This is a genomic window from Microbulbifer donghaiensis (assembly GCF_900129095.1).
Classification (GTDB): domain Bacteria; phylum Pseudomonadota; class Gammaproteobacteria; order Pseudomonadales; family Cellvibrionaceae; genus Microbulbifer; species Microbulbifer donghaiensis.
Genome location: NZ_FQVA01000001.1, coordinates 363,558 through 382,004 on the forward strand (window position 1 = coordinate 363,558; position 18,447 = coordinate 382,004).

An 18,447-nucleotide genomic window follows, 5' to 3' on the forward strand; every position below is an offset into this window, starting at 1 on the left:
TGCCCCTCTAATGCCCCTCTAATGCCCCTCTAATGCCCCTCTAATATCCCTCTAAGCCTGGCCGATGCATTGCGGCGAAGAATCCTGCCGAATAGCGCCCACAGCGCCAATTCTCGCCACCCGCTCCCCCAGATACATCGCTGTGAGTCGGTCGAGGTGGTGAACTTTTCCGTCTTCGGTCTGCTGGGCGACTAAACCGGACAGCGCGCCCAGCCGATTGCGTCCGTGGGCATCCCAACCGCCCGGCAGGTCCAACCCTACCCACAGCATACCGTGCTGGCAGGCAAAGACATTTAGGGTCTGCAGGGTGTTCAGTTGATCGCCGCTCGGGCTGCCGCCAATGGTGAAACCGGCGGCAACTTTTCCTGCCCAGGCACGTGTTCCATAGCGCTCACTGGTTGCATCCATAAATGCCTTGAACGGTGCGGCGACGCTGCCCATAAAGGTCGGCGAGCCAAAGACAATTCCGTTGCAGGCATCCAGCTGCTGCAATAGCTGCTCGTTCTTATAGCGCCCCTCCTCAATATCTGTCCCCATTATTTCTAGCGGAACTGCCGCCGCACCTTGGATAGTCCGAACCCCGGCTGCCACAGCCTGCGCCAGTGTCGCGGTGGTGCCGGTCGCAGAGTAATAGACAACGCCAATTTTCATCACGCGCGCCCCCCTTCTGTGGCGAAGAGTTTATTCAACGCACGATCGAGCGCGGGATCGCTCGGCAGCCGTATTTCAAATACTTCGGTGAGTGCTCGCCGCAAGTCCGCGGGCGCCGCCAGCCTGACCACGGTCTTGGGCCCGCTGTGCGGATAATAGGAAAGTTCGCGATTGAGCAGTGTGTGGCGCCCACCGGCAAAGGCCCGCGCGGCGACAAGTTCGGTGACGAAGCGGGACTGCGGATGTGTTGCACAGTACCAGTTAAACACCTTGTAGTCGCCGGCACTCTGCGGTTGCAGATCGAAGCGATACACCGACAACCAGCCTGGATCCATTTTTACTTCCAATAGATAGTCGCGATCGATACGGCGGACGCGGTAAATTCCGTGCGCAGTCTGCTGCTCTCCCTCTTCGTTCAGCCGCAAAGGTGCCGTGGGCGTCTGCCCGCCAAAGCCGACATCCACCAGGTAGGAAGTGCCGTCGACCTCGGCTTTCAGGATCATGTGGGATTGCGCCGGCTCGTGATCCGCAGGCATCCGCCAGAGCACGCGCGCGGCGAGGCCGGTTACCGGAATGCCGATCGTTTGCAGTGCAGCGCGCAGCAACGCGTTCTGTTCAAAGCAATAACCGCCCCGCCCTTCCCGCACCAGTTTGCGCTCTACCGATGGCAGGTCGATATCTACCGGCCAGCCGATAAACGGGTTCAGGCTTTCGAACGGAATAAATTGGGTTTGCAGTTTGACCAGGGCTTTCAGTGTGCGCAAATCTGCGCTCGGCTTGCCGGTATAGCCAATGCGCTGCAGATAGGCGTCCAGATCGATTGTCACCGTTTTCATGGTTGGCTGCTTCCTCTGTGCCAATGAACGAGGCGTGCAGCTTAAAACCTCAAGCAAGGTTAAGGTCAATAGCAGGCAGAGAAAAATCTACCGGTGTGACAAATCCTGTCAGACAATTCGTTCCGGTGCTGTGCTCTGTTCCAGCCGTATGGCGATGAACTTTGACGTGGGCGTGTAACTGCCGATACCGTAACTTTCTAGCGGCACCAGGGGATTCGCCTCCGGGTAATATGTCGCAGCCTGCCCTTCCGGAATGTCAAACGCAATCAGCGTAAATCCCTGCACTCGACGTTCGATGTCATCATTCCACAAGGACACTATGTCGACCTTCTGGCGATCCTCGAAGCCCAGCCGGTGAATATCCTCGAGATTGGCAAACAGCACGTGCCGCTCACCTTTTACACCGCGATAGCGATCGTTAAGGCTGTAGACCGTGGTATTGAACTGATCGTGAGAGCGGAGCGTCTGTAGCACCAGGTCCGGCTTGCGGGCTTTGTGCCTGACACCTTCGTTGAGCAGGGAGTCGGGCAGTGAATGGGTGATAAATTTTGCCTTGCCCAAATCCGTGTTCCAACGGCGCTGGCCGGCCGGATTTTGCAGATAGAAGCCGCCGGGCTGCTCGAGCCGGCGGTTGAAATCGCGAAAACCGGGAATGACATCGGCGATAAGATCGCGAATCCGGCCGTAGTCTTCCACCAGTGCCAGCCAATTGACCATGTCCTTGCCCAACGTGGCATCGGCAATACCGGCGATGATCGCCGGCTCCGAGCGCATCTGCGACGAAAGCGGCTGCAACTGGCCGAAAGATGCATGCACCATGCTAAAGGAATCCTCCACGGTAACCGCCTGCGGCCCGGACAGCTGGCGGTCGATATCAGTCCTGCCGAGACAGGGAAGAATCAGTGCCTCACGGCCAGTTACCAGGTGGCTGCGATTGAGCTTGGTGCTGATCTGTACCGTCAACTGACAACGCTGCAGCGCCCTGTGCGTGCGCGGTGTGTCCGGTGTCGCCTGGGCGAAATTGCCCCCCAGACCGACAAAGACTCTTATCCGGCCTTCTTCCATGGCCTCAATCGTCTTCACAACATTGACACCGTCTTCCCGCGGGCAGCTAAAGCCGAAGCGCTGCTCGAGTGCATCCAGCAACTCGGGCGCAGGTCTGTCGGCTATCCCCATGGTCCGGTCGCCCTGCACGTTGCTGTGTCCGCGCACCGGGCAGAGCCCGGCACCGGGCTTTCCGATCTGGCCACGCAGCAACAGCAGATTGGTGATTTCCTGAATGGTCGGCACCGAGTGCCGATGCTGGGTAATTCCCATCGCCCAGCAGAAGATCAGCCGCTCACTGCGAGCGAAAATGTGCGCGGCCCGTTCCAGCTCCGCGCGCTGCAGGCCGCTCTGCGCCAGAATTTGGCCCCAACTTGTTTGATCTACAACCTGGCGGTACGCCTCGAAGCCGGCACAGTGTGCGGCGACAAACTCGAGATCCAACGGCCCCTGCGCCCCGTCCTGCTCGGCCTCCCGCTGCCACTGGAAGATGAATTTCGCGATACCGCGGACGGCCGCCATGTCGCCGCCGAGGGCCGGGCGAAAATAGGCGGTATTCATCGCCGAATCCCCGTCCGTCAGCATCTGCAGCGCATTCTGCGGAGACTGGAAGCGTTCGAGGCCGCGCTCCCGCAATGGATTGAACACCACCACCTGCGCACCGCGCGCCACCGCCTCCCTTAGGGGTTCCAGCATGCGCGGGTGGTTGGTGCCCGGATTCTGTCCCATCAGGAAGATGGCGTCGGCGCGCGCAAAGTCTTCATAGGTCACCGTGCCCTTGCCGGTACCTATACTCTCCTGCAGTGCGACACCGCTCGCCTCGTGGCACATATTGGAGCAGTCCGGAAGATTGTTGGTGCCGTAGGCTCGTGCGAACAACTGGTACAGGAAGGCGGCCTCATTACTCGCGCGCCCGGACGTGTAGAAAGCGGCTTCGTCGGGTGAGGCCAATCCCTTGAGGTGCCGCGCAATGACGGCAAAGGCCTCATCCCAGCCGATGGGCCGGTAGTGATTCCCGCTGCCATCCAGATACATGGGCTCGGTCAACCGCCCCTGGTACTCGAGCCAGTAGTCATCGTGTTTCAGCAACTGGTCGATGCTGTTTTCGCGAAAAAATGCGGCGTCGACTCCGCGTCCTGTCGCTTCCCAGTTGACCGCCTTGGCGCCGTTTTCACAAAAGCGGATACGGCCCTCTTTGGGTGCCTCGCCCCAGGCACAGCTGGGACAATCAAAGCCGCCGTGCTGGTTAGTCTGCAACATGGCACGGAGATTCTTGAAGGGTTGCTTGCTGTCGCGCCACGCGTGGGCAACGCTACGCAGCGCCCCCCAGCCGGCCGCGGGACGCTGGTAAGGGTGAAAGCGAAATCGATCGGCGGGCGGTCTCATAGCAACTCCTTGACTGGTGCAGCCAGCGGGGAATACAGGCGCGCGGGTGCCTGCGCGGGCTGGTGCAACAAATTGAGGTGATTCGCCCGTGCCCAGCGGACGCACATATCGGTTGGCGCAGAGAGACTGACGAGTGTCCCAACCCCGGCCCGCACGGCCTTCTGCACCAGTTCCAGGCTGCAGCGGCTGGTGACGGCCACGAAGCCGTGCGCGAGCGGGATTTGCTGTCGCAGGCAGGCACCCAACAGCTTGTCCATGGCGTTGTGGCGACCAATATCTTCCCGGCACAACTGCGTGTCGCCACCGGGACCAATGTAGAGCGCGGCATGCATAGCCCCGCTGCGTTGACGGTGCCGCTGCGCCCGATGGATGCGTTCACGCAGCGCCGAAAGGTGTACCGGCGGTGGCAGAGGTGCATGAACATCACCACCGCGCTTCCCGCGCAACGGTGACAGCACCTGGGCGAGAGCCTGGACACCACAGAGACCGCAGCCGCTGTTGCCCGCCAGCGTTCTGCGCAGTTGTTTGAAGCCGTGGTGGGCGCGGTGGTTGAGTCGGATATCCAGGTGCACAGCGTCGCCGTCGCGGTGCACCCGGATATCCAGAATCTGGGTCGCCGATTCCACTATGCCGTTGCCGATGCTGAAACCGACTGCGTAATCTTCCAGGTCTGCCGGTGTCGCCATCATCACCGCGTGGCTCATTCCGTCGTAACTGATGGCCACGGCGGCCTCTGTGGCCAGCGGTTGAAATCCGAGGGGGCCAGGCTCGGCAGTATCCCGCTCAGTCAGAATGGAAAACCCGGCCTCTGCCGCACAGGGCACTCCCGCGGTTTCTGTATCGATGAGTGGCGCCGCGGGTGTTCGCGTAAGCGTAGCGGGCATAATCGCATCCTTGTTGCCGCAGGGTTGTGTAGTGCTATCCGGGCAAGAATATACCCGCCGGCGTACGGGCGGGATCGATTCGGCGCCACTTCACCGGGGTGTCGCGGTATTCGACAAAAGGAGGGAGCTGCGGGCTGGAAGGCCTGCTGAGTGGATAAGAAAAACCCCGCTCATGGCGGGGTTCTTCTTACCAGCTAGTGATTTCAGCGGGCCGGGCGGCTGGCCTTGAACTGGCGGCGGCGGCGGTGCAGAACCGGCTCGGTATAACCGTTTGGCTGAGCGCAACCTTCGAAGACCAGTTCGCACGCTGCCTGAAAGGCAATGCTGTCGCCAAAATTCGGGGCCATATCGCGATAGTCCGGATCGCCGGCGTTCTGGCGGTCAACCACCGCTGCCATGCGCTGCATGGTTTCCTGCACCTGCGGCTTGGTCACCACGCCCTGCTTCAGCCAGTTGGCGATATGCTGCGAGGAGATGCGCAGGGTCGCGCGATCTTCCATTAGGCCGACGTCATTGATGTCGGGCACCTTGGAACAACCGACCCCCTGCTCTACCCAGCGCACCACGTAGCCCAGAATCCCCTGGGCATTGTTGTCGAGTTCCCGCTGGATCTCCTCGGCGCTCCAATTGGGATTTTCGGCAACCGGTACCGTCAGAATGTCGTCCAGACTTGAGTGCGGGCGGTTGGCAATCTCTTCCTGCTGTTTGGCCACATCCACCTTGTGGTAGTGCAGCGCGTGCAGCGTCGCCGCGGTGGGCGAAGGCACCCAGGCGGTGTTGGCGCCGGCCATCGGATGCGCCAGTTTTGCGTGCATCATCGCCGCCATCTCGTCCGGGATCGGCCACATGCCCTTGCCGATTTGCGCCCGGCCCTTGAGGCCGGTGGCCAGACCTACGTCGACGTTCCAGTCCTCATAGGCGGCGATCCACTTCGACTGTTTCATATCGCCCTTGCGGACCATCGGGCCGGCGAGCATGGAAGTGTGGATCTCGTCGCCGGTGCGATCGAGGAAGCCGGTATTGATAAATACCACGCGCTCTTTCGCTGCGGCGATACAGGCCTTCAGGTTGACGGTGGTGCGGCGCTCTTCGTCCATGATTCCCATTTTCACGGTATTGCGAGCGAGGCCGAGTGCGTCTTCGATACGATCGAACAGCGTGTTGGCGAAGGCCACCTCTTCCGGCCCGTGCATTTTCGGCTTCACGATATAGATGCTGCCGGTGCGGGAATTCTTGATCGGTCCCTCGCCGCGAATATCGTGCAGCGCTATCAGGCTGGTGATCATGCCGTCGAGAATGCCTTCGGGAACCTCGTTGCCGTCCTTGTCCAGCACGGCGTCGTTGGTCATCAGGTGACCGACGTTGCGCACGAACATCAGGCTGCGGCCCGGCAGCGTCAGCGCATTGCCATTCGGTGTGGTGTATTGCCGGTCGGCATTCAGCTTGCGCTCGAGTGTCTTGCCGCCTTTTTCAATCGATTCTTTCAGGTCGCCCTTCATCAGCCCGAGCCAATTGCGGTAGACGACCACCTTGTCTTCAGCGTCTACTGCGGCAACGGAATCCTCGCAGTCCATGATGGTTGTCAGCGCGGCTTCCACCAGCACATCCATGATACCGGCGGCATCGGTCTTGCCGATCGCGCTTTCGCGGTCGATCTGTATTTCAAATCGCAGGCCGTGCTGTTTCAGCAGGATAGCGCTGGGGCTTTCGCTGTCGCCGCGGTAACCGGCGAATTGCTTGGATTTCTGCAGTGTGGCGATATCGCCGTTCGCCAGCACCACTTCCAGCAATGAGCCATTAATTCGGTACTCGACCGCATCCTTGTGGCTGCCGCAGGTCAGCGGCGCGGACTGATCGAGAAAATTCCGCGCGTACTGGATGACTTTCGCCCCGCGCACAGGATTGTACTGACCGCCTTTCTCCGCGCCGCCCTCTTCACTGATCACGTCGGTACCGTAAAGGGCGTCGTACAGGCTTCCCCAGCGGGCATTGGCGGCATTGAGTGCGTAGCGGGCATTCATCACCGGCACCACCAGCTGCGGACCGGCCATGGTAGCGACTTCCGCATCGACATTTTCGGTCGTTGCCGCAAAATCCGCCGGCTCATCGACGAGATAGCCGATCTCGCGCAGGAAAGTTTTGTAACGTTCCAGATCGCGGAACGCGCCGGGATTGTCGCTGTACCAGCGGTCGATCTGCGCCTGCATCTGGTCGCGCTTTTCGAGCAGCGCGCGATTCACCGGCGCCAGGTCACGGACGATGCTCTCGAACTCGGCCCAGAACACATCGGCACTGACTCCGGTACCGGGTATTACTTCTTCGGTGACCAGTTTGTACAGCTCGGATGCGATTTGCAGTTCGCCGATTTGGACTCGTTCCGTCATATCCTGGGCCTCTCGCTAAATTGTGGGAATGCTTTTGTCAGAGTTGCGGGCATTCTAAACAGCCGCTCAACCATATCGCTAATTTATAGGCGCAATTCCCACTATTCACAGATTGAATTTACCGAACCTAAAGTGACCTGCCGATATCGAGAATCAATCGCCGTAACCAGCGGTGCGGCGCGCTCTGTTGCAGCAACGGGCTCCAGGCCATCTTCAACTCCAGCGGCGGTATCTCCAGAGGCGGATCGCGGCGCACGACACGGGGGTTATCCTTGGCCAGCTGTGCCATGCGCGTCGGCACAGTGACGATCAGGTCACTCTGCTCGGCCAGCAGCATGGCCACCTGATAGTGACGAGTGAATACGGAGATATCCCGTTTTGCCCCCTGGCGGCCGATCGCCTCATCCACCCAGCCGAGGCGCTGCACGTCTTCCGGATTCACCCCGACACCGACACCCATGCCGGTTTTACTGACCCAGATATGCTGCGCACTCAGGTAGCTCTGCAGATTGTAGTCATCGAGGATAGGGTTATCGGCACGCATCACGCAGGAGAACGAGTCGCGCCACACGGTGGCCTGGTGAAAACTCTGGGGCATGCTGTCGAACCGGTTGATCACCATATCCACCTTGCCCTGCTCCACGTCCACAAAGCTCACGTCGCTGGGTGTCATGATGTCCAGGCTGATGGCCGGCGCCGACTCGCGCAGCTGGATCAACAGCGGCGGAATCAGCGTGGACTCGGCGTAGTCACTGGCCATGATGCGGAAGGTGCGACGGGCTTCGGCCGGCTCGAAGTCCCGGTTGGGCTGGATCACCCGGTCGATCGTGGCCAGCGCTTCGCGCACCATCGGTTGCAGTTCCAGCGCGCGTTCGGTGGGCATCATGCCATCGCGGGTGCGCACCAGCAGCGGATCGTCGAACAGTTCCCGCAGGCGCTTGAGGCCATTGCTCATCGCCGGCTGGGACAGGCCCAGATAGTTCGCGGCACGGGTCACGTTGCGCTCACGCAGCAGTACGTCCAGGTAAACAAGGAGGTTCAGGTCGGCTCTTTCAAGATTCATGCGATATTCGTCAGACTGATAGCGAAAATAAAATCAATAAATTGGGCAAATTATGCCAAGGCCACTAGCATATGCAACAACAAATCGCAGTCATCTTTTCGAGGAAATACCGCCATGCCTACCTATTCTCAAGAAATCGAAGCGGCAGCCAAGCTTTGCGACGCCAGCGGCAGCGCCTGGGACGCCATCAACCCGGAATCCGTGGCCCGTATGCGCCTCCAGAACAAGTTCAAGAACGGCCTGGATATCGCCAAATACACCGCCGATATCATGCGCAAGGATATGGCGGCCTACGACAAGGACTGCACCAAGTACACCCAGTCACTGGGATGCTGGCACGGTTTTATCGGCCAGCAGAAGATGATTTCCATCAAGAAGCACTTTGAAGGCAATACCGACCGCCGCTACCTGTACCTGTCCGGCTGGATGGTCGCCGCCCTGCGCAGCGATTTCGGCCCACTGCCGGACCAGTCCATGCACGAGAAGACGGCGGTTTCCGGCCTGATCGAAGAGCTGTACACCTTCCTGCGCCAGGCGGACGCACGCGAGCTGGGCGGCCTGTTCCGCGAGCTGGACGCGGCCCGCGAAGCCGGCGACAAGGCCGCTGAAAAGGCAATCATCGACAAGATCGACAACCATGTGACCCATGTCGTGCCGATTATTGCCGATATCGACGCCGGTTTCGGTAACGCGGAAGCCACCTACCTGCTGGCCAAGAGAATGATCGAGGCCGGTGCCTGCTGTATCCAGATCGAAAACCAGGTATCTGACGAGAAGCAGTGTGGCCACCAGGACGGTAAAGTGACCGTTCCCCACGAGGACTTCCTGGCCAAGATCCGCGCGGTTCGCTACGCCTTCCTCGAACTGGGCGTCGACAACGGTGTAATCGTTGCCCGTACCGACTCCCTCGGTGCCGGCCTGACCAAGCAGATCGCGGTTACCAATGAGCCGGGCGACCTGGGTGACCAGTACAACGCCTTCCTGGACTGCGAGGAAGTGGCCCCCGGCGATCTGGCCAACGGCGACGTGATCATCAATCGCGAAGGCAAGCTGCTGCGTCCGAAGCGCCTGGCTTCCAACCTGTTCCAGTTCCGCAAGGGTACCGGCGAAGCCCGCTGCATCCTCGACAGCGTGACCTCCCTGCAGAACGGTGCCGACCTGATCTGGATCGAAACCGAGAAGCCCCACGTGCGCCAGATCGGTGCCATGATGGACGAGATCCGCAAGCAGGTCCCGAACGCGAAGCTGGTGTACAACAACAGCCCGTCCTTCAACTGGACCCTGAACTTCCGCCAGCAGGTATTCGATGCCTGGAAGGAAGAAGGCAAAGACGTGTCCGCGTACGACCGCGACAGCCTGATGAGCGCCGAGTACGACGACTCCGAGCTGTCCAAGGCGGCGGACGAGAAGATCCGCACCTTCCAGGCGGATGCGGCTCGCGAAGCGGGTATCTTCCACCACCTGATCACCCTGCCGACCTACCACACTGCGGCCCTGTCCACCGACAATCTGGCCAAAGAGTACTTCGGTGAAAAAGGCATGCTCGGTTACGTGGAAGGCGTACAGCGCAAGGAAATCCGCCAGGGTATCGCCTGCGTGAAGCACCAGAACATGGCCGGTTCCGACATGGGCGACGACCACAAGGAGTACTTCGCCGGCGAAGCGGCGCTGAAGGCTGCCGGTAAAGACAACACCATGAACCAGTTCGGCTAAGCGCCGTCGGCAAACAGGAGTCAAGCAGATCGGATTCTGCCGGCTCCTGAACTTGATTCACTCACGTTTGGGGCCACTTTGTGGCCCTTTTTTTTTGCCGCAAGCCCCTCTGTTACTCCCCCTATTCAATTTGCGCCGCAACCTGGCATCGCCGGAGCTGGCTTCACCGGGCTTAATGCCTTTCGCGGGTGTTTAGGGCACGCTGCCTGATCCCCATCCCGTCATCGGAGCCAGGCCGATGGACAGCCGCCGTATTTACGCCGTTGTCTTCCATGGCAAGATAAATTTTGCGTCGAATTGTGCGCCGCCTTATGCCTCTTTAGGGGTAGTCCCCTGAGCCCCCTTGTGTGGTACGTTCGTTCAACATAAAAATAATAGGGAATAGATTCTTGGAACTCACACCGCAAATCAAAGCTGAGCAAAGCTCACCACAAATCGCGGGCCAGAGAAAAGGTGGCTGGTGGCAGTACTGGGTCATGAAGCCCGCCAACTGGTGGCTGCCGCTACTTATAGTCGTGTTGATCGGATTGGGGAGCCTGTTGTTTGTCGGCAGCCGCACCTACTCCGACGCCCCGCCTATGGTTGATTTCATTAATCGTTCCGGAGAAAAAATATTCTCCCGCGAACAGATAGAACACGGTCAGGTGGCCTTTCTGAAATACGGTCTGATGGATTTCGGCAGTATGTTTGGCGATGGCGCCGGACGGGGACCAGACTTTACCGCCGATGCGCTGCATGAGATGGCGCTGGCCATGCAGGACTTTTATAGCGCGGCGTCCCCACCGCATACGGAATTTACCAGAGATGCCATTGCTGCTCGGGTGCGACGGGAAATCAAAGAAAACGGTTACGACTCGGAACGCGGCCTGGTACGTATCAATGCAGCCCAGGCACACGCCTATTCGCAGCTGCTCGTGCATTACCGCGACTACTTCCGCGGGAAGTTACCATTACTACCGGCCCTGGCGAATGCCGACGGCAATGAGATCGACGATCTGGCCACCTTCTTCTTTTGGGGCGCCTGGGTCAGCGGCACGCAGCGACCGGGCAAGGCGTACAGCTATACCAACAACTGGCCCTATGATCCTGAGGCGGGCAACACGCCGCCGCGGTCAACACTGATATGGAGCCTGGCCGCCATTCTGGGACTATTTCTGGTGCTCGGGGTAGTGCTATTTCTACACGGGCGTTTTTCCCAGTTGGTAGGGTGGCGGGCGCGTAACCGTGAGCAGCCGTCTCTGACACCGCTATGGGTGAACCATTTTGTCCCGACACAGATGCAAAGGGCCACCTACAAGTTCTTCCTGGCTGCTGCATTGCTCTTTGTATTGCAGGTATTTTCCGGTGTGTTGACGGTGCACAATTTCCTCGGTCTGAACCGTGTGCTGGGTATTGACGTGGCGCAGTTTATTTCGCTGGTGAGTGCGCGGGGTTGGCACCTGCAACTGGCTCTGTTGTGGATAACCGCCTGTTGGGTGGGCGCCTCGTTTTTTCTACTGTCTGCATCTTATTCCAATCAACCACCGGGACAGGTAGGTCTGGTCAACCTGCTTTTCTGGATGTTTGTGGCGATGGTGGTGGGCAACCTCGCGGGCGTAATGCTCGGGCCCTTGGGTGTCTTCGGCGAATACTGGAATCTGCTCGGCAACCAGGGCTGGGAATTTGTCGAGATGGGTAAATTGTGGCAGTCGGTCCTGATGGGAATTCTCGTCCTGTGGGCCTTCATTCTGTTCCGCGGAATCCGGGCCAACTGGGGCCGGCAACAGCGATGGCTGCTGCCCAACTGGCTTTTTTACTGTGTGGTGGCCGTCTCGCTGCTGTTTCTGTCGAGTTTTGTCGCCGAGCCCGAAACCAATTTCGTGATCGCAGATTTCTGGCGCTGGGCGGTGGTGCATATGTGGGTGGAGGCATTCTTCGAAGTGTTTGCCACCATTCTGGTGGCCTATGTAATGTATCTGATGGGCTTTGTTAGCCAGCAGGGCGCCTCGCGGGTGGTGTACATTGCAGCCCTGCTGTTTTTGGGCAGCGGTTTGCTGGGGCTGAGCCACAACTTTTACTGGAATGCAAAGCCGGTGGCAACTCTGGCGGTCGGCAGTATTTTTTCCACCCTGCAGGTGGTGCCCCTGATCCTGCTGTCCCTGGAAGCCTGGGAGTTCAGAAAGCTGCCGTCGCAACAGGGTTCGGCGGGCTTTGGGCAGGCTGAGGCCTTCCTGTTTTTGCTCGGTGTGAATTTCTGGAATTTTCTCGGTGCGGGGGTGTTCGGCTTCCTGATCAACCTGCCGATCATCAACTACTACGAGCATGGCACCTATCTCACCGTCAATCACGGCCACGCAGCTTTTATGGGTGTTTACGGCAATCTGTCGCTGGCGGCGCTGGTCTTCTGCAGCCGTTACCTGATCAGCGGCGATGCCTGGCCGGCGGCATTGGTGCGGCGGGCTTTCTGGTCGATCAATATCGGCTTGATGCTGATGGTATTGATGGACCTGTTGCCGGTCGGCTTCGATCAACTGGTGACAGTTATCGATCGCGGCTTCTGGTTTGCGCGCTCCGAGGAGTACATCCAGAGTGACACCTTCCAGTGGCTCACCTGGGCGCGAATAGTGGGCGGAGTGGTCTTTACTTTTGGCGGCGTGCTACCGCTGGCATGGCTGATGCTCAGCCGCTATCGGGCCCGCAAGGCAGTAGAGCCAACGGACGGCGTCGGCCGCGATATCACCCCGGAATTCGGTTAACTCGCGGTGCCGGCAGATCTCGCGCTCTGTCGGCGTCACTCCCGGCGCAACGGCCGTACTTTTTAGCCCTTCACCATTGGTTCGGTCCGCATCACCCGTCATCTTATGTAGCCAGCGGAAACCGGGAAACCGCGCCAAAGTCGTCTAGCCTTATGGGGTGACTTTGTCTACTTGGCGATTCCTATGCCCGATTCGAGTCGCGTTCTGGTGCTGAATTCCGGCAGTTCTTCCCTCAAGTTTGCACTGCTCGATCCCCACAGCGGTGAACAATACCTGAGCGGCATCGGCGAGGCCCTGGGAAGTTCTGAGCCCCTGCTGAGCTGGAGGTCGCCGGGGCAAAAGCACAGCCGGCAGCTCGACGGCGGCGCGGCGCACGCGGTGGTGATCGAATTACTGGTGCGCGAGCTGCTCGAGGAGACCTCGCTTGCGCAGGGAGCATTGATCGCCGTCGGTCACCGGGTTGTGCACGGTGGGGAACGGTTTGCCCGTTCGGCCCTGATCGACCAGCAAGTCATAGACACTATCGCCGAGTGCGCCGACCTGGCACCGCTGCACAACCCACCTGGCCTGCTCGGCATACACGCCGCAATCAATGCCTTCCCGGAGCTGCCGCAGGTGGCGGTGTTCGATACCGCCTTTCACCAAACCTTGCCCCGGCACGCCTACCTCTACGCCCTGCCCTATTCCCTGTACCGGGACCAGCGCATTCGTCGCTACGGCATGCACGGCAGCAGCCACCGTTTTGTCAGCGAGCGCGCCGCCGACCTGCTCGGCAAGCCGCTGCAGGAGACAAACCTCATTTCTGCACACCTGGGCAACGGCGCATCGCTAACGGCGGTGAAGAATGGCGAGAGTGTCGATACCAGTATGGGCCTGACCCCGTTGGAGGGGCTCGTTATGGGCACCCGCTGTGGCGATGTGGACGCCGGCCTGCTCATGCACCTGGGGGATGCGCTCGGTTTTTCCCTGGAGAAAATCGGCTGTCTGCTCAACCGCGAGAGCGGTTTGCTGGGTATTTCGGAACTCAGTAACGACTGCCGCGAGCTGGAGCGCGCGGCTGCGGAGGGACACGACGGGGCAAGGCTGGCGCTGGAGATCTTCTGCTACCGCCTGGCGAAATACATAGCGGCCTACACCGTGCCCCTGCAGCGGATCGACGCGCTGGTATTCACCGGTGGTATCGGTGAAAACTCGGCATTCGTACGGCAAGCCGTGCTCTGTCAGTTGCAGCACCTCGGCTATCAGCTGGACAACCACCGCAATCAAAGCACGCGGTTTGGCGCAGAGGGCCGGATTTCCAAAGACGGCACTGCCGCGGCGCTGGTGATTCCCACCAATGAAGAGTGGATTATCGCCCGCGACGCAGCGTCACTGGTCGAGCGCGGAGATTGAATGCCATGTCACGAACCCTGATGTTGGTCCCTCTCAGCGCCCGCGTCGGCATTACCTCTGTCAGTCTCGGCATCATCCGGGGACTGGAGCGAAATGGCGTCAGCGTCAGCTTCTTTAAACCGGTGGCCGAGGCGAGCGGGAGCGCCAGCGAGCGCTCCACTGAAATCCTGCGCCAGGTTTCCTCGATGGAAATCCCGGAGTCGTTTAGCAACCAGCATACCGAGTCGATGATCTCAAGCGGGCAGATCGCCGAGCTGCTCGAGGAGATTCTCGCCCGCTTTCGCGAGGGCGCGGCCCGTGCGGATGTGGCGATAGTCGAGGGGCTGTTGCCGAGCGCCGAAAACCAATACGCAAACCAGCTCAACTATCAGGTCGCCAAGACACTGGATGCGGAGATAGTGCTGGTGGCCACGCCCTATCGGGACTCGACACAGCAGCTCAAGGAGCGGCTCGAGTATGCCGTCGCCGAATTCGGCGGTAAGGAATCCAAGCGCGTGGTGGGCTGCATCATCAACAAGGTCGGTGCACCCGCCGAGCTACCGGATGCGCCGGGCGCGGATATTACCGGCGTCTTTGAGCATCCGCACCGACGCCGCAGCGAACTGGACATCCTGTCCCTTTACGGCAAGAGCCCGTTGCGCATCGTCGGCTGTATTCCCTGGGATGCGGAACTGCTTGCGCCCCGGGCGCGTGACCTGGCAGATCACTTCAATGCGGAAATCGTTAATTACGGTGAGCTGGAAACCCGTCGGCTGCACAGCATCACCTTCTGCTCGCGTTCCCTCGGCAGCATGATCTACCGGTTTACGCCCGGAGCCATGCTGGTGACGTCCGGCGATAGACCCGACGTCATCGTGGCCGCCTCGCTGGCGGCGATGAACGGCGTGAAGATCGGTTGTCTGCTGTTGACAGGCGGTTACCACCTGGAACCGCAATTGCGCAAACTGTGCGGACCGGCACTGGAAACCGGCTTGCCGGTTATCTTGGTCAACAACAACACCTGGCAGACCGCGATGCTGCTGCAAACCTTCAACAATAAAACCCCCAGTGACGACCCGGAGCGGATCGAGCGCGTACAGGATTTTATCGCGGGCCACCTGGACAACCAGTGGCTGGAATCCCTGAGCGTAGAGTCGGCACGCCCCAAGCGGTTGTCACCACCGGCGTTTCGCTATTACCTGACGGAACTGGCACGCAAGGCGAACAAACGCATCGTTCTTCCGGAGGGCGACGAGCCCCGCACTATCCGCGCCGCGCTGATCTGCGCGGAGCGCGGTATCGCGCGCCCGGTACTACTGGGCAAAATGCGCGATATCCACCGCGTCGTCGAGCAGCAGGGGCTGCACCTGAGTGACAAGGTGGAGATCGTCGAACCGTCCAGTGTGCGCGAGAAGTATGTTGAGCCCATGGTCGCTCTGCGCAAGAGTAAGGGACTGACTGAAGTCGTCGCCCGGGAGCAACTAGAGGACAACGTCGTACTCGGCACCATGATGCTGGCGCAAAATGAAGTCGACGGCCTGGTGTCCGGCGCGGTCCACACCACCGCGAATACCATTCGCCCGGCGTTACAATTGGTCAAGACGGCGCCGGGAGCACAACTGGTATCGTCAATTTTTTTTATGCTGTTGCCCGAACAGGTACTCGTTTACGGCGACTGCGCGATCAATCCCGACCCGAATGCGGAAGAGCTCGCCGCGATAGCGATTCAGTCGGCGGACTCCGCACAGTCATTTGGCATTGAGCCGCGCGTGGCGATGATCAGTTATTCCACCGGCTCTTCCGGCTCCGGCTCCGATGTGGAAAAAGTGCGCGAGGCGACCCGCCTGGCGCGGGAGCAGCGTCCCGACCTGGTCATTGACGGGCCGCTGCAATATGACGCGGCGGTAATGGAAAATGTGGCCAGACAGAAGGCTCCGGACAGCCCGGTGGCGGGCCGAGCGACAGTATTTATTTTTCCGGACCTTAATACCGGCAACACAACCTACAAGGCGGTACAGCGCAGCGCCGATCTGGTCAGCATTGGACCCATGCTACAGGGGCTGCGCAAACCGGTGAATGATCTCTCGCGCGGCGCACTGGTGGACGATATCGTCTACACGATCGCACTGACCGCCATCCAGGCCAACCAATAGCCCATCACGCGAGTCTCAGTCTCCACGCAGCGGGCGGCGCAGATCGATAAATTTGCGCAGCGCGCCCGCGACCGCATAGGCCTCCAATCGGTGCTCAAAGGTATCGGTGCGCTCAAACTCCATACGGGTCAGGCAGCGGTGAATGAATTGCATGGGTTCCGAGTGATCCTTCCACGCCTGACGGCCCCGCAGAACCAGCGGCAACATCTTCCACCATTTTTTACTGCAGACACTCAGTTTCTTCAGGGCCACCGCGAGCTGCGCCTCCTCATCGGTGAAGTCGCTACCGAGCGGAAAATACGGCAACAGTGCCAAGCGCCGCGGGTCGTCGAAGGCGGCGGCGATTCTGTCGGGTGTATTAGCACTGAACTGGAGCGGGATAACGAAGTCCTTTTCGATTTTTTCGGCGCTCTTGGCCTTTGCCAGCAAGTCGCCCTGGAAGCGGGAATCACAGATACATAACAAGGCGACCATAACATCGCGATCCGACTTGCCGCGCAGGTCGGCGACGCCGTACTCGGTAACAACGACATCACGCAGGTGACGGGGAATGGTGGTGTGAGGGTATTCCCACACGATATTGCTCTGCCAGAGGCCACCGCTGATGCGGGTACTGGGCAGCGCGATCACCGATCGCGCCTCTGGCAGTTCCTGGGCCTGGGCGACAAAGTTATATTGCCCCCCCACTCCGCTGACGACCTGGTTGTCCTTCAGTCCGTCAGAGACTACCGCACCACTCAGGGTGACCATCATCGCCGAGTTGATAAACCTCGCGTGCCGTCGTTGTGCGACTTTCAGCGCGCGGTCCTGCTGCAGGTCGTTGATATAATCGATGGCCGTCATATTGATGCCGGCACGCTCTTCTGCTGACAGCTCGCGCAGTTCCCGATACATGGCCGCGGGGCCGAGATAGAAACCGCCGTGCAGCCAGATACCCCCGAGCAGTGTTTTATTCAGGCAGTTGCCCAGCAGGCGACGGCGCCCGTGCTCACTGTGCAGGTCGCACTCCTCCTCCTCACCCTCGGGGTTCAGCAGCTTGTGGCCACGCCAGCTGTAGCTCGCATCGACAATGCCGAGCTTCTGTAACAACGCGGTATCCGCGGGTGTGAGGGGGCAACTGATACGCCCGCAGTCTTTCAGTGCCAGCAGCATCTCCTCGTTGACGGTGGTGGATACCTGATCGCTGTCCAGTAGGGATTGCAGTGTCGCATCCGGATACACTTCGCGGCGGAGTACACCGGCGCGGCGCAATGCCAGAAATCCCGGCGGTACCATTTCACTGGCGCCGTAGAGTCCCTGCCTGAAGACATCCAGTGCTGGCGGCAGCCTTTCACGCAACTGCAAAGAATCATCGGAGCTGAGATCCTGCGCTATCTGGCGAAACGCCGCATTTTCGCTCTGGCGCATACGCAAGACGTGACAGATGGCGTCCCCCAATGCGCCAATTCCCACCTGCAGCGTGCCACCGTCGACGACCAGGGTGGCAATATGGAACGCGAGGCTGTATTCGGTAAATCCGATCGGCAGTGACGGAGCGGCGAACAGCGGCGTATCGAATGTATCGCCTTCCAGCAGGAAATCGAATTCCGTGGCGGCCAGTTCGCAGTCGCCGACCATATACGGCAGTTGCGGGTTGACTTCACCGAGAAGCAGCAGCTGGTAATCTTCCCTTTCCCGCGCCAGCTTCATCACCGGCAGGGTCAGGTCGGGATTACTGCTCAGGCTGAATCGCTCGTGTGTCGGACTCGGCGCGACCATTTGCGCAATGACATTGACGCCCCGATCGAGCAGGTCCCGCGGCACATGGGTGTAGTTGGAACTGACGTAGTCCTGCTGTGCGCTCGCATTGCCCAGAAAGGCGCCGGGCTGCATAAAGAATTCACACACCTCAATATTGTCCGGCAACAGCCCTTTGCGGCGCGCCGGCGTATAGCCGAGGTCCTGATACCGGTTGTAGAAACGATCGAGCAGCGGCTGCACAAAGCGCCTGCCGATCTCCCCTTTACCGATAGGCCGCTCCAGCGTCAGTGCGGTAAAAATTGTCAGTGAAATGGACGGGTCAGCGGCCGCCCGGGCGTACAGCGCATTGGCGAAATGGTTGGCCTTGCCGATTCCCAGGGGCAGGCCGAGGACGATGCGTTTGCCGACCTTCTCCAGCACCGCATCGACGCATTTTTCTGCGCAGTCGAAGCGCTGTGGAGTGTCGGCGCCGGTCTCTTCCATGTGC

11 protein-coding genes are annotated in these 18,447 nt (G+C 59.9%); 4 read left to right on the forward strand and 7 right to left on the reverse strand.

Features of this window, described 5'->3' with window-relative positions; translation table 11 throughout:
• Positions 1–51: 51 nt before the first annotated feature.
• The 6 genes from BUC36_RS01570 to BUC36_RS01595 all read right to left on the reverse strand — a co-directional run bounded on the left by BUC36_RS01570 (position 52) and on the right by BUC36_RS01595 (position 8,248).
• Positions 52–651, reverse strand: coding sequence for a flavodoxin family protein (locus BUC36_RS01570; RefSeq protein WP_234994860.1), 600 nt, complete (start codon positions 649–651; stop codon positions 52–54).
• A complete protein-coding gene (locus tag BUC36_RS01575; RefSeq protein ID WP_073270774.1) occupies positions 651–1,487 on the reverse strand; it encodes an arylamine N-acetyltransferase family protein in 837 nt (278 codons plus the stop codon). Before BUC36_RS01575 ends, BUC36_RS01570 begins: the two co-directional genes overlap by 1 nt.
• A gap of 108 nt (positions 1,488–1,595) precedes the next feature.
• Complete coding sequence (locus tag BUC36_RS01580) at positions 1,596–3,917, reverse strand: FdhF/YdeP family oxidoreductase (RefSeq protein WP_073270775.1); 2,322 nt, start codon at positions 3,915–3,917, stop codon at positions 1,596–1,598.
• Positions 3,914–4,801, reverse strand: coding sequence for a formate dehydrogenase accessory sulfurtransferase FdhD (fdhD, locus tag BUC36_RS01585; protein ID WP_084535459.1), 888 nt, complete (start codon positions 4,799–4,801; stop codon positions 3,914–3,916). Before fdhD ends, BUC36_RS01580 begins: the two co-directional genes overlap by 4 nt.
• A gap of 203 nt (positions 4,802–5,004) precedes the next feature.
• On the reverse strand, positions 5,005–7,185 hold the full coding sequence (locus BUC36_RS01590) for a malate synthase G (protein ID WP_073270776.1): 2,181 nt from the start codon (positions 7,183–7,185) through the stop codon (positions 5,005–5,007).
• 127 nt (positions 7,186–7,312) lie between these two features.
• Positions 7,313–8,248 (reverse strand): LysR family transcriptional regulator, encoded by a 936-nt coding sequence (locus BUC36_RS01595; protein ID WP_073270777.1) that lies wholly within the window; start codon positions 8,246–8,248, stop codon positions 7,313–7,315.
• A 114-nt stretch (positions 8,249–8,362) separates the two neighbouring features.
• Between BUC36_RS01595 and BUC36_RS01600 the strand changes: the two genes are divergently transcribed.
• The 4 genes from BUC36_RS01600 to pta all read left to right on the forward strand — a co-directional run bounded on the left by BUC36_RS01600 (position 8,363) and on the right by pta (position 16,220).
• Positions 8,363–9,961 (forward strand): isocitrate lyase, encoded by a 1,599-nt coding sequence (locus BUC36_RS01600; RefSeq protein WP_073270779.1) that lies wholly within the window; start codon positions 8,363–8,365, stop codon positions 9,959–9,961.
• Positions 9,962–10,437: 476 nt separating this feature from the next.
• Positions 10,438–12,696 (forward strand): cbb3-type cytochrome c oxidase subunit I, encoded by a 2,259-nt coding sequence (locus BUC36_RS01605; protein WP_084535461.1) that lies wholly within the window; start codon positions 10,438–10,440, stop codon positions 12,694–12,696.
• Positions 12,697–12,879: 183 nt separating this feature from the next.
• On the forward strand, positions 12,880–14,088 hold the full coding sequence (locus tag BUC36_RS01610) for an acetate kinase (protein WP_073270782.1): 1,209 nt from the start codon (positions 12,880–12,882) through the stop codon (positions 14,086–14,088).
• Positions 14,089–14,093: 5 nt separating this feature from the next.
• Positions 14,094–16,220 (forward strand): phosphate acetyltransferase, encoded by a 2,127-nt coding sequence (gene pta, locus BUC36_RS01615; protein WP_073270784.1) that lies wholly within the window; start codon positions 14,094–14,096, stop codon positions 16,218–16,220.
• Between the two features lie 15 nt (positions 16,221–16,235).
• On the opposite strand, the gene BUC36_RS01620 is transcribed toward pta, so the two are convergent.
• Positions 16,236–18,443 (reverse strand): acetyl-CoA hydrolase/transferase C-terminal domain-containing protein, encoded by a 2,208-nt coding sequence (locus tag BUC36_RS01620; protein WP_073270786.1) that lies wholly within the window; start codon positions 18,441–18,443, stop codon positions 16,236–16,238.
• Positions 18,444–18,447 lie beyond the last annotated feature (4 nt).

Coding starts and splice junctions, on each gene's coding strand:
- fdhD (WP_084535459.1), bottom strand. CDS start 4,801: ATGCCCGCTACGCTTACGCGAACACCCGCGGCGCCACTCATCGATACA.
- BUC36_RS01580 (WP_073270775.1), bottom strand. CDS start 3,917: ATGAGACCGCCCGCCGATCGATTTCGCTTTCACCCTTACCAGCGTCCC.
- BUC36_RS01620 (WP_073270786.1), bottom strand. CDS start 18,443: ATGGAAGAGACCGGCGCCGACACTCCACAGCGCTTCGACTGCGCAGAA.
- BUC36_RS01570 (WP_234994860.1), bottom strand. CDS start 651: ATGAAAATTGGCGTTGTCTATTACTCTGCGACCGGCACCACCGCGACA.
- BUC36_RS01590 (WP_073270776.1), bottom strand. CDS start 7,185: ATGACGGAACGAGTCCAAATCGGCGAACTGCAAATCGCATCCGAGCTG.
- BUC36_RS01605 (WP_084535461.1), top strand. CDS start 10,438: ATGAAGCCCGCCAACTGGTGGCTGCCGCTACTTATAGTCGTGTTGATC.
- pta (WP_073270784.1), top strand. CDS start 14,094: ATGTCACGAACCCTGATGTTGGTCCCTCTCAGCGCCCGCGTCGGCATT.
- BUC36_RS01600 (WP_073270779.1), top strand. CDS start 8,363: ATGCCTACCTATTCTCAAGAAATCGAAGCGGCAGCCAAGCTTTGCGAC.
- BUC36_RS01610 (WP_073270782.1), top strand. CDS start 12,880: ATGCCCGATTCGAGTCGCGTTCTGGTGCTGAATTCCGGCAGTTCTTCC.
- BUC36_RS01575 (WP_073270774.1), bottom strand. CDS start 1,487: ATGAAAACGGTGACAATCGATCTGGACGCCTATCTGCAGCGCATTGGC.
- BUC36_RS01595 (WP_073270777.1), bottom strand. CDS start 8,248: ATGAATCTTGAAAGAGCCGACCTGAACCTCCTTGTTTACCTGGACGTA.